Genomic DNA, 16,166 nt, shown 5'->3' with positions numbered 1-16,166 from the left:
GTAGTCGCGTAGGATGGCACGCAACAGGCTGGGAGTTGCACCAATGGCCGATGTTAAATCGAAGTTGCAATGGGACACCACACTGTTGCCGGATGCCGGTCCGCTTTTGGGCCTGGCACCATTGGAGGCTCCAGCTGTAGTACGCTACCTTGCTGCGTTTGCATTGACCGCCTTCGCGGCGGTCGTGGCTGTCGGTGTCGACAGCCAAGTGGCGATCCCGAACATCTCCCTCATATTTGTGGTGCCGGTGACCATAGCGGCCGTTGGCTTGGGCTTGGGGCCGTCCCTCTTTTCGGCGATACTTGGCGCTCTCGCCTACAATTTCTTTCTCACCGAGCCTCGCCATACGCTGATCGTCGACGACCCGGCAAACGTCTGGGCTATCGGACTGCTTTTTGTCATCGGGCTTATCGTGAGCGCCGTTGCCTTTACCTCCCAGCGCAGGGCAACTGATGCGGCGCTCCTGAGAAGGCAGGTGACGATGCTGCAGGGCTACAGCCGCGACGTCGTGGCGGCCGGCGGTACGAAAGCGATCGTCTCGATCACTGCCCAAGCTCTTGCAGCACTCTTCCGAGTTCCTGTCGTCATCATTCTCGTTATGGAGGGCAAGATGGTCTCCGTCGAGAGAGTTGGGGACATAGAGCCCCAGGAGGCCGAGATCGAGGCGGCGCGATCGTCGTTGGCCACCGGTCTTGTCTCGCCCGCCGGCGTCTACCCGGCGTTGGCCTCGCGCTTTGACTTTTGGCCTGTGACGACGGCAGTGGGCCTGGGTGCCGCCATTGGAGTCGCATTCGACCCCGACGAACGTCCGTCGGCGCCGGCCACGTTGGTCGACATCGTTGGGCGTTTTTTAGCCCTGGCCCTTGAACGAACGTCTCGTTCCCGGGTTGACCGCCTTGTTCGGCCGTAAGTTAAACCCATGCGACCGATACATAGCAAAAGTCCGCAATGCTCCCGGCCATTGGTGCAGCCATCTGTCCGATTTTTGAACCTAGGGCGCCGTCCTGCCGAGGAGTTCGACCAGACCGGCGACGTCGGCGCGCTCGGCTTTCGCCGGCAGCATGAACGCGCAATAGGGTTGCCCGAGCCGGACCGAGACCGCCGACAGCGCGATCAGCCGGCCCGCCTCGAGATCGGCGCGGGCCATGATCCTCTGGCCAAGGGCTATCCCGAGGCCCAGCCGGGCCGAGGCGATCGCCAGGCTGGACAGCCCGACGCGCCGCCCATGCGAGGGGTCGGGCGAGCGGCTGCCGCCTGACGCCGAAAACCAGTCCGCCCATGTCGGATGCGAGGCATAGTTCGGACCCCAATTGGTGTGGATGAACAGGCTCTCGTGCACCTCCGCCAGGCTGGACGCCCCGTTGCCGTATCTCTGCCAGAAGTCCGGCGCGCAGACCGGCAGGACGTCGTCATGGACGAGATGGACGAGCCGCTGGCCGGGATAGTGATAGTCGCCATAGCTGATGCGAAGATCGATGTTCTGGCGCACCAGGTCGACGGGGTCATCCTCGACCCGGACGTCGATCGCCATTTGCGGGAAGGCATCGAGAAGCACGGCCAGCCTGGGCGCCAGCCACAATTCGGCCAGCGAAACCGGCACGCTGACGACGAGACGCGTTCTCAATCCGCCTTCCAGCATGCGCCGACCGATCGCGGCGATGTCGCCCAGGGCACGCGCCGTCTGCGGATAGATTGCGTGGCCGGCATCGGTCAGCGCGATGCGGTTGCCGCTGCGCACGAACAGCTGCTTGCCGAACCAGGTTTCGAGATTGCGGACCTGCTGGCTGACCGCCGCTGACGAAACGCCGAGTTCGGTCGCGGCGAGCGTAAAATTGCCAGTCCGCGCGGCGACCTCGAAGGCCTTGATCGCGTTCAGCGGAGGGAGCCGTTCCATGCGCGTCTTCCATAAGTTTTTCCTGCGGAAGACTAATAATTTTCGGCGTTGAGAGAAAGATTTTTTTGCCGTCTTCTATGCTCGAACCTGAGAGCATAAGACGATGAAAGACATTCTCGATCTGGACCGATACCCGCTCGACCGTGAAGGCAGTGCCGAATGGAAGCGCCTCGTGGAGACCTCGATTGCGGCGCTGGAAGCCGATGGCATGTTCAATCTCGAAGGTTTCTTGCGGCCCGGCGTGGCTGAACGGGCGGTGCAGGAAATCCAGCCCGTCATGGCGACACGCTCGCACATGCACAAGCGGATGCACAACAGCTACTTCAAGCCCGACATCCCGGAACTCGCTCCGGACCACCCTGCCCTGCGCAAGGTCGAGACCATCAGCCGTACGGTCTGCGCCGACCAGATTCCTGGCAGCATCGTGCTCGCCATCTATGAGTACGAACCGCTGCTGCGCTTCCTGGCGGCAGCGATGGGAAAGACGCGGCTGCACGTCATGCAGGACCCGCTGGCGCGCACCAATGTGATGGCCTATCGCGCCGGCGAGGCGCTGAACTGGCATTTCGATCGCTCGGAATTCACCACGACCCTTTTGTTGCAGGCAGCGCAGCACGGCGGCGACCTCGAATACCGCACCGATCTCCGCTCGGACGACAATCCCAATTACGAGGGCGTCGCCAGGCTGCTCGAAGGGCGCGATCCCGAGGCAAGGATATTGCGCATGAAGCCGGGCACGCTCAACATCTTCCGCGGCAAGAACACCGCGCATCGCGTCACCACTGTCGAAGGCGAGCGCGAACGCATGATCGCGGTGTTTTCCTACTACGAGAAATCAGGCGTGACGTTCAGCGACGAGGAGCGGGTCGGCTTTTACGGCCGGGCAGCCTGAATCGTCCGCGCCTGTCGAAGTGCCATCTGAGAAAAGTGCGGCCGAATCCAGAAATAGCCCTTGTTAGATTGTCGACAATCTGTTTGTCTTGATCCGGTTCCTTCTGGAGTGGCCGAATGGGCAAGCTGGATTTCAGTCCGATCGCGGATACGACAAGGCGCGCCGAGATCGTGGCGCTGCTCAGGCGAGCGATCCTGACCGGCCAGCTGGAACCCGGCCAGAAGCTCAACGAGCTACGGATTTCCGAGCAGATGCGGGTGAGCCGCGCACCGCTGCGCGAGGCGATGCGCGAGCTGGTGCAGGAAGGCATCCTGACCAGCATCCCCTACGCCGGGACCTTCGTCATCGACGTGACCGCCAAGGACATCGATGACGCCTATTCGCTCAACAAGGTGCTGGACGAGTTTGCCATCGAGCGGACATGGCCGCTTCGCGACCAGCACTTCTTCGACGAGCTTGACCGGCGCCACGAGGCCGTGAAGCAGGCGACGCGGAACCTCGACACCACAAGGCAGATCGAAACGGCGCTGCAATTGCACGGCCTGATCCACGAGTGGGCCGACAATTCGGTGCTGCTCGAAACCTGGCAGCGGCTGACCAGCCGGCTGCAGATGTATTTCGCGCTGCACCAGCGGGCGCGCGATGAGCCGGTACCGTCCGAAGACGCCCACGAGACCTATGTGCGGCTGCTGAAAGGCGCCGACATGCGCGCCGCCCAGCGCCACGCCCGCGAGCATATCGATCTCGATTTCGAGGAGCTCCTTGGCTATGCGCGCAGCCTCGAACAGCGCGCTTCCAAAGGGGCCAAGGCCGATCGTGCCGGCCTGACGCGAAACCGGCCGGAAGGCGGCTGAACCGACAGAAGTCGCCAATTGGCGGCTTCGTCGGGACATCACAGACAACGGACAAAGAACGTGCAGATCAAAACCATCAAGGCCTACCATGTCGTGCAGCCCTTCGTGGACGGGCCCTACCGCATGTCCAAGGGGCGTGTCGCCGACGCCTTCGACGCGGTGATCGTCGCCATCACCTCCGACAGCGGGCTGACCGGCTGGGGCGAGATGGCGCCGCTCGGCAATTTCTATTCCCCCGCCTTCGCCGCTGGCGTTCGTGCCGGTGTCGTGGAAATCGCGCCGCACCTCATCGGCCACGAGCCGCGCGGGCTGGCCAGTATCGGCCGGCTGATGGACACGGTTTTCAAGGGCCATCCCTACATCAAGTCGGCGCTGGACATGGCATGCTGGGATCTCGCGGCGCGCGCCGCCGATGTGCCGCTGGTGACGCTGCTCGGCGGACGCGAGAGCGAGACGGCGGAGCTCTATAAGGTCGTGACCCATGGCACGGTCGACGCCATGGCGGCACTTGCCAAGCGCATCGTCAAGGACGGGTTCCATCGGGTGCAGGTCAAGGTCGGCGGCAATGTCCATGACGACATCGAGCGCGTCACCGCGGTCGCCGCTTCGGTGCCGAAGGGCACCGTCATCTTCTGCGACGCCAATGCCGGCTGGACGCCCTATCAGGCGCGCCAGTTCACTGACGCGACGCGCGCCATCGACTACACGTTCGAGCAGCCCTGCACCACGATCGACGAATGCCTGTCGGTGCGCCGCTCGCTCGACAAGCCGATGGTGCTCGACGAGTCCGTCGCCTCGCTGGACGATATGCTCGACATCCACCGCAAGGGCGCGGCCGACGGGCTGACGCTGAAGATCTCGCGGCTCGGCGGCGTGACCAAGACGCGCCAGGTCCGCGACCTTGCCGTCGATCTTGGCTTCATGATCACCGTCGAGGACACTGGCGGCGCCGAGATCGACACATCGGCCATGGCGCATCTGTCGCTGTCGACGCCGCAGGAGCGGCGGCTGCACGCCATCGCCTTCCATGAATGGGTGACGGTGCGTACCGCATCGAACATGCCGCCGGTCTCGGGCAGCCGCATGGGCATTCCGGACGGACCGGGCCTCGGCATCGACGTCGTTCCCGTCCTGCTCGGCGCTCCCTTCTTCGAGGTCGGCGGCTGAGATGCCGTCTTGCGCTGGCCAGCATGACGGCTGGCGGCCGCGCGGCCTCGTCGTTAGCGACAGGCGCACGGGCACCTGAGCGGCCATGAAACAGTGATCGCCATACTTGCCCGCCCGTGAGAAGCGATGCCTCGGTCGTCGCCCTCTGCATCCCAAACATCACCGCCTTCCCTCCGCTCCCTGGCAGGCTGCGCGGCCAAGCCGCATGCCAGGGCCGCACAAAATCGAGAACACAATTTTGGGAAGGCGGCTGCCGAATGTCGGGTTGAAATATTTTTCATTTGGAAATAGGAATGTTCAAAGTGATGGCTTCGACGCTGCGGCGCGTCAGGAACTGGAGGAAGCGACATGGCCCATCCGCAATTTGCAGCGGAACTTTTGCAACGCGCTGAAAAGCAGGGGCCGATCACCATCGGGCTTGCCGGCGCCGGGCAGATGGGCACCGACATCGTCGTCCAGGTCGCGCTGATGCCGGGCATGCGGATCGGCGCCATTTCCGAGGTCAGGCCGCAGGCGGCGATCGACGCGGCGCTGCTCGCCGGCCACGACCGCTCGGACATCGTGCAGGCCGGCAATGCGGCGGCCATCGACCGCGCCATCGAGGCCGGCAAGATCGCGGTGACCGAAGACCTGCATGCGCTGGCGGCGGCCGGCCGCATCGACGTCATCATCGACGCGACAGGCAATCCCAACATCGGCACGCTGTTCGCGCTCGAAGTGATGAAGAACGGCAAGCATATCGTCATGCTCAACGTCGAGGCCGATATCACGATCGGCCGCTTCCTCAAGGAGGAAGCGCGCAAGGCCGGCGTCGTCTATACGGGTGCCGCCGGCGACGAGCCCGCCTGCACGCTGGAGATCATCGGTTTTGCCAGGAGCCTCGGCTTCAACATCATCGCCGCCGGCAAGGGCAAGAACAATCCGCTGAAGATCGACGCCATGCCCGCCGACTACGAGAAGGAGGCGGCCGAGCGCAACATGAATGCGCGCATGCTGGTCGAATTCGTCGACGGTTCGAAGACGGCGATCGAGATGGTGGCGATCGCCAACGCCACCGGCCTGGTGCCCGACGTGCCGGGCATGCACGGCCCGACCGCGACGCTGGAGGAACTCGCCAGCGTGCTCTGCCCGCGCGAGGATGGCGGCGTGCTGCATCGCAAGGGCGTGGTCGACTATTCCATCGGCAAGGGCGTGGCGCCCGGCGTGTTCTGCATCATCGAGACCCGCCATCCGCGCGTTCTGGAGCGCATGGTCGACCTCAAGGTCGGCAAAGGCCCCTATTTCACGATCTTCCGCCCCTATCATTTGACCAGCCTCGAAGTGCCGCTGTCGGCGGCGCGCGCCGTGGTCTACAAGCGCGCCGACATGGAGCCGCTCGACCATCCAGTGGCGGAAGCCGTGGCGGTTGCCAAGAGCGACCTTGGCCTGGGCCAGTCGCTCGGCATGATCGGCGAGAACGACTATCGCGGCTTTGCCATGACCTGGGAGGACGCGCGCGCCCGCGGCGCCCTGCCGCTCGGCCTCGCCGAACGCGCCAAGGTGGTCAAGCCGATCAAATCAGGCGATTTCCTCACCTATGAAAATTGTGTACCCGACGATTCGATGGTGATAACCCAGATCCGCCGTCGTCTCGACCAGTCGGATGGACGGTTCGTTACGAACGCTGCCTGATCTCCACCGGATCCCCGCCTGATGGACGATGTCGTAATCGGGATCGACGCCTCGACGACAGCCGTGAAGGCAATTGCCTTCACGCGTGACGGCGAGGAGCTGTTCCAGGCGCGCGAGCCCTATCCGCTCGCCAATCCCAGACCCGGCCATTTCGAGCAGGATGCCGAACATTGGTGGACGGCACTGCTTGGCGCGCTGAGCCAAGTCACTGAGGCGGTTGGCGCTTCGCGCGTGGCGGCGATTTCCATTGCCCACCAGCGCGAGACCTTCACGCTGATCGATCATGCCGGCAGGCCGCTTATTCCGGCGATCCTGTGGCTGGACGAGCGCGCCCGTCCGCAAGTCATCAGGCTGTCGGCCGAACTCGGCCGCGCGGCGATCCGCGACTGGAGCGGCAAGCCGCCGGACCCGACGCCGGCGCTCTATGCTGCTCGCTGGCTTGCCGAACACCAGCCGCAAGCGCTCGCCGACGCCGCCGCACTCGTCGACGTGCATGGCTTCCTCGTCCACCGGCTGACCGGACGTCTGGTCACCAGCACGGCCAGTGCGGATCCGCTCGGGCTGCTCGACGTCAAGAATGGCACTTGGCACCCTGAGCTCGTTGCGGCCGCGGGGCTGCGACCGGAGCAGTTGCCGGAATTGGTCGCGCCGGGCGCGATCTGCGGCGGACTTGTCGAAAGCGCGGCCCGGCTGACCGGCCTGAAGGCCGGCACGCCTGTCGTCGCCGGCGCCGGCGACGGCCAGGCGATGGGCCTTGGCATGGGCGTCCATGGCGAAGGCAAGAGCTATCTTTCGCTTGGCTCGGGCGTCGTCAGCGGCTGCTACTCTGGCAAGGTCAAAACGTCGGACGCGTTTCGAACACTGGTCTCGCCGACCGGCTCGGGGTTCATGCTGGAGACCGTGCTGCGCTCGGGCATGCAGCTGGTCGACTGGATCGTTCGCACCACCGGCTCGCCGTCGGCCGCAGCGCTGGAGAAAGCGGCGGTGGATGTTGCCGCCGGCAGCGAAGGACTGCTCGTCATGCCCTATTGGGCCGGCGTCATGAGCCCCTATTGGGATGGTGCTGCGCGCGGCGCCATTGTCGGCCTGTCCCTCGACCACCGACCGGAGCATCTCTTCCGCGCGGTGCTGGAAGGCATCGCCTTCGAGCAAGCCATCGCCAGCGAGGCAATGGAAGCTCAGACCGGCGGCAAGCCGGCGGCGATGATCGCCGCCGGCGGCGGCACCAATTCGGCGCTGCTGATGCGGATCATGGCAAGCGTGCTCGAGCGGCCGCTCTCCGTCTCGCCGGTCAACGAAGCCGCGGCACTCGGCGCCGCCATGCTGGCGGCTTCGGCGATAGGATGGTTTGCCTCGCCCGAGACGGCGGCCGAAGCGATGACCGCGCTGCCCACCAGGCATGTCGACCCGGTCGACGGGCTGGTCTGCGGTTACCGCGCGCGCAGGGCGATCTACCGCGACCTCTATCAGGCGACGCGCGACATCCATGTCCGCCTTGAGGCGCTAAGCAAGGTTTAGCGGTTGAGCAGGCCCTTGGCCGCATCCTCGTCGGTGATCAGAACCGATATCCTGGTGTTGGCGAGCGCCGCCCGCATGATAGCAACTTTTTCCTGCCCTCCCGAAACCAGGATGATGGCCGGGATGTCCGACAGGTCCTGCAGAGGATAGGCGCAGACCCGGCGGTTGACCTCATGGTCGACCAGCCGGCCCTCGGCGTCGATGAAATGACATAAGATATCGCCAACAGCGCCGGCCGTCTGCAATTCCTCGAGTTCGCTGGGCTTGATGAAGCCGTAATTGGCGATCGGACTGTCGTTTGAAAACGAGCCGACGCTGAGCACGGCGATGTTTGCCCGGCGCGCGCGGAAGACGACGTCCTGAACGCTGCGCTGGCTCATGAAAGCGTCGCGTTGCTCCGGCCTGTCGGCATAGACCGGCACCGGCAGCAGAAAGCATTCCGCACCGATCTTTTCGGCAAACTCCCAGGCGCTTTCGGTCGGATTGAGCGGCTGGGCGTGGGTAAGACCGCCCAACATGGAGACCACCGTCGTCCTGGCGATCAGCCGCCGCGGCAATTCGTTGATGGCGAATTTCAGCGTCCGCCCCCAGCCCAGCGCGATGACGTCGCCGGCATTCACATTGTCGGCCAGATAAGCGCCCGCTGCATGGCCGATCATCAGCGGCGCGTTGCTGCGGTCGGCGGCCGACGGCACCACGACGGCCTGGCTGAGGCCGAAGCGCTGCTTCAGGGCCTCTTCCAGCACCATGCATTCGACGACGCTGTCGCGAATGCGGAACTGGACGACACCCTCCTCGCGCGCGGCGGAAAGGATGCGATGCACCTTGATGCGGCCAATGCCGAGGATTTCGGAAATCCTCTCCTGCGTCAGCCCCTCGACATAATAGTGCCACGCGGCACGGGCCTTCAGCTCGGCATCCGGGAAGCGCGAGGCCCTGTCATTCTCCGTCATCGCCATCTTTTTGCCCTCCGCGGTCGTTCGGATCCTTCAAGGCCATTCAGATGGCGCATCCGGCCGAGCGATCCGAAATCGTTCTGCGCGCCCCGGGATTCAGGCCCAGGATATATCGTCCACAACGCGAGATGAAAGCCAAAATGGTCAACATTTACTTCGTCTTGGCCGTTTTGCCCTGCTCAAGCAGCGAAAATGAATTCGCAGGACGGGAACCGGACCTGAAACGCGGCATTTCGTGCCTTCCGTAAGGCAAACGCCTGGCGGCGCAAACCGGCGTGGAATGACGCGGCGGGCCTTGACAATTTTCCGACGAACAGTTTAGCTGAACAAAATTGCATATCAAAGATAAATTGTTCACGGGGAGGCTGCCTGGTGAACAAGAGTGAGCCGGCGACGCATCGCCGGACTGCTGGTGGAGGAGCAAAGTGGCTGTGAGCAACGATGCAAGGGAGCTGAAGGCCGGCCCGGGCGCGCAGGCGGCGACGGGCGCGAAGCTTTCGGCCCTGTTCGCCGGGACCATGGGACCGCTGATCGGGCTGGTGCTTTTGTGCCTTGTCCTGTCGCTGACCACCGACACGTTCCTGACCTTCCGCAACATTCTCAATGTGCTCGACCAGGTCACCGTGCTCGGCATCATGGCGATCGGCATGACGCTCGTCATCCTGATCGGCGGCATCGACCTGTCCGTCGGCTCCGTGCTGGCGCTCGCCGCCATGGTGATGGGCTTCGTCGCTCATCCGGACCATCTCAATCTCGGCATGTCCGCCGGCATCGTCACGGCGCTTGTCGTTGCCGGGCTTTGCGGGCTGGTTTCAGGCCTGCTCGTGACCGTCACCAAATTGCCGCCCTTCATCGCCACGCTGGCCATGATGTCGGTGGCGCGCGGCCTCGCCAATATGATCACCGACGGCTCGCAGATCATCGGCTTTCCCGACTGGTTCACCAGCCTGTCGATCATTCGCCATTTCGGCGTCCTGTCGGTCACCGTCGGCTTGATGATCGTGCTGGCCATCATCTTCGCTATCTTCCTGAACTACCGCGCGACCGGCCGCAGCCTCTACGCGATCGGCGGCAGCGCCGAGGTCGCCCGGCTGTCCGGCATACCGGTCAAGTCGCTGACCAACTGGGTCTACGCGATCTGTGGCGTGCTGGCCGGGCTCGCCGGCATCGTGCTTGCGGCACGGCTCGATTCCGTCCAGCCGAGCTCCGGCTTCGGCTACGAGTTGGACACGATCGCGGCGGTGGTGATCGGCGGCGCCAGCCTGTCGGGCGGCGTCGGCTCGATTGGCGGCACCGCCGTCGGCGTGCTCATCATCGGCGTGCTGCGCAACGGGCTGAACCTGCTCGGCGTGTCGCCCTTCATCCAGCAGGTGGTGATCGGCGTCGTGATCGCGCTGGCGGTGGCCACCGATACATGGCGGCGCAGAGCACAATGAAGGGTTGGGCGCAATGAAGGGTGGGGCGCAACGAGATTCGCTTGGGGTATCCGGGCGAAAACGGATCGGTTGATCCGAAACTGGGAGTTGTTCGGCCAAGGGGGCGCCGTGATGCGCCGGCAGGACAGATTGAACATCAACGGAGGAAACACATGCTGACCAAACGCTCATTGCTGCTCGCTGCCGCAGCAATCATTCCGCTGCTCGGGCTGTCCGACATGGCCTCGGCCAAGGACGCCAAGAAGCTTGGCCTTGCCGTCGCCAATCTGCAGGCCGACTTCTTCAACCAGATCAAGCAGTCGGTCGAAGCCTATGGCAAGGAAAAGGGCATCGAGATCATCACCGTCGACGCCAAGGGCGATTCGGCGACCCAGGTCAGCCAGGTGCAGGACCTGATCACGCAGAACATCGATGCGCTGATCTACATCCCGGCCGGTGCCACCGCCGCTACCGTGCCGACCAAGACGGCCAAGGCTGCCGGCATCCCGGTCATCAATGTCGACCGCAACGCCGACGGCGCCCCCGGCGACACTTTCATCGCCACCAACAGCGTGGCATCGGCCAAGGCGGTGTGCGACTACATCGCCAAGCAGGCCGGCGGCAAGGGCGAGCTGATCATCATCCATGGCCAGAAAGGCACGACGCCCGAGGTCGACCGCTCGAAGGGCTGTGGCGAAGCGCTGAGCGCCTATCCCGACATCAAGGTGGTCGGCGAGCTGTGGAGCGAAGGCTGGCATCAGGACGAAGGCTTCAAGCTGACGCAGGACCTGCTGCAGTCGCATCCCGACGTGTCGATCGTCATCGGCCAGGCCGACGCGTTGGCGCTCGGTGCCGCGCAGGCGGTCAAGGTCGCCAATCCCGGCCACAAGGTCTGGGTTGCCGGCTTCGACGGCGACGTGGCGGCGCTCAAGGCACTGAAGGGCGGTGTCTTCGACGTGACCGCGACGCAGCAGACACAAGGCATGGGCCGGCTTGCCGTCGATGCGGCGATCAAGCTGGTGGCCGGCGAAACCATCCCCGCGGAACAGCTGCAGGACGCGACGCTGACCACCAAGGACAATGTCGAGCAGTTCATCGCCAAGCATCCCTGAAACCTGGCATCCCTAGGTACTGAAGAGCGGAACGATGTTTTCTGATCCTCGCCATAGCGAGAGCCCCCACCAGGGGCTCTCCGTCAGCGGCCTCTGCAAGAGCTATGGGCCGGTCCAGGTCCTGGCCGATGCGAGTTTCGAGGTGCGGCCGGGTGAGGTCGTGGCGCTGCTTGGAGAAAACGGCGCCGGCAAGTCCACCGTTTCGAACATCATCGCCGGGTCGACCAAACCCGATGCCGGCACCATCACATGGCGGGGGAAACTCTATTCCCCCGCCTCTCCCGCCGCGGCCATCGACGCCGGCGTCGGCATGATCCATCAGGAGCTGAAGCTGCTGCCGGATCTGTCGGTGGCCGAGAACGTCTATGTCGGGCGCCTGCCGATGCGCGGCGGCCGCATCGACCGCGCGGCCATGAATGCGCGGGCATCGGCGCAGTTGAAGCGGCTCGGCCTCGATGTCTCGCCGGAGCGCAAGGTGCGCACGCTGCGCATCGCCGCCCAGCAGCAGGTCGAGATCGCCAAGGCGCTGACGCTCAATGCCGAGCTTCTGATCTTCGACGAACCGACAGCCGCGCTTGGCGGCGAGGAAACGGAACTGTTGTTCAAGCAGATCCGCAAGCTCAAGGCGGAGGGCATGTCCTTCATCTATATCAGCCACCGGCTGGACGAGATCGCAGAGATCGCCGACCGCGTGGTGGTAATGCGCGACGGGCGCATCGTCGCCCGGCACGAGCGCGCCGACGTGTCCGTGCGCACGGTGGTCGAGCAGATGGTCGGCCGCAGCGTCGAGCGGATGTTCCCGTCGCTGTCGGAGCCGGGCAGCGAGACGTTGCTCGAGGTCGAGAACCTGTCCTCGCCGGAACGCAGTTTCCAGAATGTCAGCTTTTCGGTGCGGGCCGGCGAAATCCTCGGCATCGCCGGGCTGATTGGCGCCGGGCGCACGGAGCTGGTGCGGGCGATCGCCGGCGCCGATCCGATTTCGTCCGGCTCGGTGCGTGTCGGAGGCCAGCCGGTGCACCTCAACAACCCGGCTGCGGCGATCAAGGCCGGTGTCGTGCTGGTGCCGGAAGACCGCAAGGCGCAGGGCGTGGTGCTCGACCAGACCATCGGCGAGAATCTGGCGATCGGCAATTTCGACCATGTCGCGCCGAACGGCTGGGTGTTTCCGAAGGCGGTGCAGAAATTCGCCGAGGCCGGCATCTCCAGGCTCGGCGTCAAGGGCCGGCCGAACCAGGCGATCAGCAAGCTTTCCGGCGGCAACCAGCAAAAGGTGATCATCGCCAAATGGATTTCGCGGCCGCCCAAGGTGTTCATCCTGGACGAGCCGACACGCGGCATCGATGTCGGCGCCCGCGCCGCGATCTACGACGTCATCGCCGACCTCGCCCGCTCCGGCATGGCGGTGGTGGTGGTGAGTTCCGACCTCGAGGAAGTGCTCGGCCTGTCGCATCGCGTGCTGGTGCTGAGCCGCGGCCGCCAGCGCGGAATTCTCGACCGCAGCGAAGCGAGCAACATCGCCGTCATGGAACTTGCCACAAGCTAGGGCAGCTTAGCGGAGCAAAACCGGGGAATCGGAATAAAGCGCAGCAGGTGATATCCTCCCAGGCACCGGACCGCGCGGGGCGCCAGCCAGGACTGGCGCCCCTTCATTCCCGGTAGCACCGGCTGCTCAACAGGAAACATTTCGATGAAACTATTCGATCTTCACGGGGACGTTGCCCTCGTCACCGGCGCCGGCAGCGGCATCGGGCAAGCAATCGCCATCGGCCTGGCCGAGGCCGGCGCCGACATCGCCTGTTTCGGCCATGCCTCCAAGGGTGGACTGGACGAGACCGCGCACAGGATCTCGGCGCTCGGCCGCAAGGCACTGGTACTGACCGGCACGGTGACTTCGGAAGCCGATCTGGCAGTGGCGATCAAGCGCACGGAAACCGAACTCGGCCCGCTGACCGTCGCCGTCAACAATGCCGGTGTTGCCGGAGCCGAGCCGGCCGAGACGCTGTCGATGGACAAATGGCAGAAGCTCTACGACGTCAATGTCAGCGGCGTGTTCCTGTCCTGCCAGGCCGAAGCGCGCACAATGCTGACGCGGCGCAAGGGCTCGATCATCAACATCGCCTCGATGTCGGGCTCGATCGTCAATCGCGGCCTGACTCAGGCGCATTACAATTCGTCGAAGGCCGCCGTCATCCACATGTCGAAGAGCCTTGCCATGGAATGGGCCGACCGCGGCCTGCGCGTCAATGTCGTCAGTCCCGGCTACACGCTGACGCCGATGAACAAGCGGCCGGAGGTCGCCGACCAGGTCAAAATCTTCGAGCGCGATACGCCAATGGGGCGCATGGCGGCGCCGGAGGAAATGGTCGGCCCGACCGTATTCCTGGCCAGCCGCGCCTCGAGTTTCGTCACCGGCATCGACCTGATCGTCGATGGCGGCTTCGTCTGCTGGTAGGAGAAGAAATGCAGAAGCGATTCCAGGGTAAGACGGCGGTCATCACAGGCGCCAGCGGCGGCATCGGTGCGGCGATGGCCAGGCGCTTCGCGGCGGAAGGTGCGGCCGTCGTCGTCAGCGCCATCGATCCGCGCGTCGACGAGGTCGCCGCCGGCCTGAAGGCGGAAGGCGCCAAGGTCGCATCGCTGCGCATGGACGTGACGAAAAAGGACGAGGTCGCCGCCCTCTACGATCTGGCCGAACAGCAGTTCGGCCGCGTCGACATCTCCGTGCAGAATGCCGGCGTCATCACCATCGCCAGGATCGAGGCGATGACCGAGGCCGAATGGGACAAGGTGATGGCGGTGAACACCAAGGGCGTGTTCCTGTGCTGCCAGGAGGCGATCGCACGCATCCGCAAGCATGGCGACGGCGGCAGGCTGATCAACACCGCATCCGGCCAGGCGCGGCAGGGCTTCATCTACACGCCGCACTATGCCGCTTCGAAATTCGGCGTCGTCGGCATCACCCAGAGCCTCGCCAAGGAAGTGGCGAAAGAGAAGATCACCGTCAACGCGATCTGCCCCGGCATCATCGACACCGACATGTGGGCCTACAACGACGCGGCATGGGGCAGACTGATGGGCGATTACAAGCCCGGCGAGCTGATGGCCGAATGGGTAGAGAATATCCCGATGGGCCGCGCGGGCAGCGGCGAGGACGTGTCCGGCCTGGTCAGTTTTCTGGCCAGCAACGACGCCGCCTACATCACCGGCCAGACCATCAACGTCGATGGCGGCCTGATCATGTCGTGAGCAACGACGCAGCAACCTGCCGGGATAATCGGCAGGCGGCGAAGCTGCGATCGATTTGCACAATCCGCACGGCAATATCCGTTGCGCGACATGAATGTTGGTATATATAATTTCATCCCATGAAAATAGCTTCGGCGAGCCGCTGGCTTGCCCAAGCGACAGCCGAGATCATGGGACCTTTGATGGCTCGCACGTTTCAGAGCGCCGCAGCACCGGCGATCGATCAGCGGATCACCGCTCCGGCAGCGACCCATCGGCAGCCATGACGCGAACCCGTCCCGCACGACATCTTCATCGAAGTGGGCACCATTCGCTCTGCGTCGGCTTCAACGCCGGCAGCAATATGATGCCAATGGCCTTGCGCAACGACCGGCTTTTCCAACACAATCAAAAAAAGACGTAACAAGGGAACGAAAGATAACTTCCACCAAAGCTTGACAGGAGAACAGGCATGTCACTTCGGAGTATGATTTCGAACTTATCAATGGGAGCCCTGGCGCTTGCCGCGGCAAGTGCACTCACGCCTTCGGCCCATGCGGCGGCGCCAGAATCCAACGACCCGATCAAGATCGCGCTGTTCGACTGGACCAGCGTCAACCTGAACGCCAAGATCCTCGGCGGCATTCTTGAAAAGCTTGGATACACGGTCGAGTACCCGACCGCCGACTATCTCTCCAGCCTGACCACCGGCCTTACCAATGGCGACCTCGATGTCGCGCTGGAGTTCTGGGACACGACGGCCGGCGAAGCCATGAAGGCCTCGGATGCGACCGGGCAGACCGAACGCCTCGGCGCGCTCGGGCCCAAGGCCAAGGAAGAATGGTGGTATCCCGAATACATGAAAGAGAAATGCCCGGGCCTGCCAAACTGGGAAGCGCTGAAGGACCCGAAATGCGCCGAGGCCTTCTCGACCGCCGAAACGGCGCCGAACGGCCGCTATCTCGGCGGTCCCGTGACGTGGGAAGGTTTTGACGACGAGCGTGCCGCGTCGCTGAAACTGCCCTTCACCGTCATCCATGCCGGCACCGACGCGGCGATGTTCGCCGAACTGGATTCGGCCTACCAGCGCAAGGCGCCGATCATGCTGTGGGTCTATTCACCGCATTGGGCGCCGGCCAAATACAAGGGCGAATGGGTCGAATTCCCCGACTATACGGCGGAGTGCTACAATGACCCGAAATGGGGCGTGAACCCCGATGAGAAGTATGACTGCGGCAAGCCGCATGGCGAGATCTGGAAATACTCCTGGGCCGGCATGAAGGACAAATGGCCGGTCGCCTACAAGGTCGCAAAAAACTACACGGTCGACACCGACGAGCTCAACAAGATGAGCGGCGAGATCGATCTCGAAGGCAAGACGCCGGAAGACGTCGCGGCTGCCTGGATCGCCGCCCACGAAGCCGACTGGAAAGCCTGGGCCGAGTGATCGTTCCAACTGGAA

At 64.1% G+C, this 16,166-nt stretch carries 14 protein-coding genes; 12 read left to right on the top strand and 2 right to left on the bottom strand.

The genetic code is table 11. The features are described 5' to 3' along the window. Positions 1 to 43 precede the first annotated feature (43 nt). Positions 44 to 910: a DUF4118 domain-containing protein gene (locus EJ066_RS15895; protein WP_126039452.1), complete on the top strand. Its 867-nt coding sequence runs from the start codon at positions 44 to 46 to the stop codon at positions 908 to 910. Between the two features lie 81 nt (positions 911 to 991). Here the strand turns inward: EJ066_RS15895 and EJ066_RS15890 are convergent, their stop codons facing one another. After that, positions 992 to 1,894, bottom strand: coding sequence for a LysR substrate-binding domain-containing protein (locus EJ066_RS15890; RefSeq protein ID WP_126039449.1), 903 nt, complete (start codon positions 1,892 to 1,894; stop codon positions 992 to 994). A gap of 103 nt (positions 1,895 to 1,997) precedes the next feature. On the opposite strand from EJ066_RS15890, the gene EJ066_RS15885 reads away from it, so the two are divergent. The 5 genes from EJ066_RS15885 to EJ066_RS15865 all read left to right on the top strand — a co-directional run bounded on the left by EJ066_RS15885 (position 1,998) and on the right by EJ066_RS15865 (position 7,996). Then, entirely contained in the window at positions 1,998 to 2,786 is a 789-nt protein-coding gene (locus tag EJ066_RS15885) for a 2OG-Fe(II) oxygenase (protein WP_126039446.1), read from the top strand. A gap of 116 nt (positions 2,787 to 2,902) precedes the next feature. Beyond that, complete coding sequence (locus EJ066_RS15880; protein WP_126039442.1) at positions 2,903 to 3,640, top strand: GntR family transcriptional regulator; 738 nt, start codon at positions 2,903 to 2,905, stop codon at positions 3,638 to 3,640. Positions 3,641 to 3,700: 60 nt separating this feature from the next. Beyond that, entirely contained in the window at positions 3,701 to 4,807 is a 1,107-nt protein-coding gene (locus EJ066_RS15875) for a mandelate racemase/muconate lactonizing enzyme family protein (RefSeq protein WP_126039439.1), read from the top strand. Between the two features lie 348 nt (positions 4,808 to 5,155). Next, positions 5,156 to 6,478, top strand: a complete 1,323-nt coding sequence (locus EJ066_RS15870) for a homoserine dehydrogenase (RefSeq protein ID WP_126039436.1) — start codon at positions 5,156 to 5,158, stop codon at positions 6,476 to 6,478. Between the two features lie 21 nt (positions 6,479 to 6,499). Beyond that, positions 6,500 to 7,996, top strand: coding sequence for an FGGY family carbohydrate kinase (locus EJ066_RS15865; RefSeq protein WP_126039433.1), 1,497 nt, complete (start codon positions 6,500 to 6,502; stop codon positions 7,994 to 7,996). Here the strand turns inward: EJ066_RS15865 and EJ066_RS15860 are convergent. Next, the gene (locus EJ066_RS15860; protein ID WP_126039430.1) at positions 7,993 to 8,955 is read right to left on the bottom strand and encodes a sugar-binding transcriptional regulator; all 963 of its coding nucleotides are present in this window, start codon (positions 8,953 to 8,955) and stop codon (positions 7,993 to 7,995) included. The genes EJ066_RS15865 and EJ066_RS15860 overlap by 4 nt on opposite strands. Before the next feature lie 449 nt (positions 8,956 to 9,404). Here EJ066_RS15860 and EJ066_RS15855 point away from each other — a divergent pair, with 449 nt between their 5' ends. The 6 genes from EJ066_RS15855 (at position 9,405) to EJ066_RS15830 (ending at position 16,151) form a co-directional block, all read left to right on the top strand. Beyond that, complete coding sequence (locus tag EJ066_RS15855) at positions 9,405 to 10,388, top strand: ABC transporter permease (RefSeq protein WP_210211072.1); 984 nt, start codon at positions 9,405 to 9,407, stop codon at positions 10,386 to 10,388. A 152-nt stretch (positions 10,389 to 10,540) separates the two neighbouring features. Further along, complete coding sequence (locus tag EJ066_RS15850; RefSeq protein WP_126039425.1) at positions 10,541 to 11,479, top strand: sugar ABC transporter substrate-binding protein; 939 nt, start codon at positions 10,541 to 10,543, stop codon at positions 11,477 to 11,479. 34 nt (positions 11,480 to 11,513) lie between these two features. Further along, entirely contained in the window at positions 11,514 to 13,022 is a 1,509-nt protein-coding gene (locus EJ066_RS15845; RefSeq protein ID WP_126039420.1) for a sugar ABC transporter ATP-binding protein, read from the top strand. A 144-nt stretch (positions 13,023 to 13,166) separates the two neighbouring features. Next, positions 13,167 to 13,931 carry an SDR family oxidoreductase gene (locus EJ066_RS15840; protein WP_126039417.1) on the top strand — a complete coding sequence of 255 codons (765 nt, stop codon included), beginning with the start codon at positions 13,167 to 13,169 and terminating at the stop codon, positions 13,929 to 13,931. Between the two features lie 8 nt (positions 13,932 to 13,939). Further along, on the top strand, positions 13,940 to 14,725 hold the full coding sequence (locus EJ066_RS15835; RefSeq protein ID WP_126039414.1) for an SDR family oxidoreductase: 786 nt from the start codon (positions 13,940 to 13,942) through the stop codon (positions 14,723 to 14,725). Between the two features lie 451 nt (positions 14,726 to 15,176). Continuing rightward, positions 15,177 to 16,151 carry an ABC transporter substrate-binding protein gene (locus EJ066_RS15830; protein ID WP_126039410.1) on the top strand — a complete coding sequence of 325 codons (975 nt, stop codon included), beginning with the start codon at positions 15,177 to 15,179 and terminating at the stop codon, positions 16,149 to 16,151. Positions 16,152 to 16,166 lie beyond the last annotated feature (15 nt).

Origin of the sequence: Mesorhizobium sp. M9A.F.Ca.ET.002.03.1.2, assembly GCF_003952365.1 — a bacterium.
GTDB lineage: Bacteria > Pseudomonadota > Alphaproteobacteria > Rhizobiales > Rhizobiaceae > Mesorhizobium.
Note: the sequence above shows the minus strand (reverse complement) of the source record. Positions and strands in the feature narration are given on the sequence as shown.

What these genes read in the sequence shown, in the direction of transcription:
- EJ066_RS15895 (WP_126039452.1), top strand. Translation starts at nt 44, where the DNA reads ATGGCCGATGTTAAATCGAAGTTGCAATGGGACACCACACTGTTGCCG.
- EJ066_RS15890 (WP_126039449.1), bottom strand. Translation starts at nt 1,894, where the DNA reads ATGGAACGGCTCCCTCCGCTGAACGCGATCAAGGCCTTCGAGGTCGCC.
- EJ066_RS15885 (WP_126039446.1), top strand. Translation starts at nt 1,998, where the DNA reads ATGAAAGACATTCTCGATCTGGACCGATACCCGCTCGACCGTGAAGGC.
- EJ066_RS15880 (WP_126039442.1), top strand. Translation starts at nt 2,903, where the DNA reads ATGGGCAAGCTGGATTTCAGTCCGATCGCGGATACGACAAGGCGCGCC.
- EJ066_RS15870 (WP_126039436.1), top strand. Translation starts at nt 5,156, where the DNA reads ATGGCCCATCCGCAATTTGCAGCGGAACTTTTGCAACGCGCTGAAAAG.
- EJ066_RS15865 (WP_126039433.1), top strand. Translation starts at nt 6,500, where the DNA reads ATGGACGATGTCGTAATCGGGATCGACGCCTCGACGACAGCCGTGAAG.
- EJ066_RS15860 (WP_126039430.1), bottom strand. Translation starts at nt 8,955, where the DNA reads ATGGCGATGACGGAGAATGACAGGGCCTCGCGCTTCCCGGATGCCGAG.
- EJ066_RS15850 (WP_126039425.1), top strand. Translation starts at nt 10,541, where the DNA reads ATGCTGACCAAACGCTCATTGCTGCTCGCTGCCGCAGCAATCATTCCG.
- EJ066_RS15845 (WP_126039420.1), top strand. Translation starts at nt 11,514, where the DNA reads ATGTTTTCTGATCCTCGCCATAGCGAGAGCCCCCACCAGGGGCTCTCC.
- EJ066_RS15840 (WP_126039417.1), top strand. Translation starts at nt 13,167, where the DNA reads ATGAAACTATTCGATCTTCACGGGGACGTTGCCCTCGTCACCGGCGCC.
- EJ066_RS15835 (WP_126039414.1), top strand. Translation starts at nt 13,940, where the DNA reads ATGCAGAAGCGATTCCAGGGTAAGACGGCGGTCATCACAGGCGCCAGC.
- EJ066_RS15830 (WP_126039410.1), top strand. Translation starts at nt 15,177, where the DNA reads ATGTCACTTCGGAGTATGATTTCGAACTTATCAATGGGAGCCCTGGCG.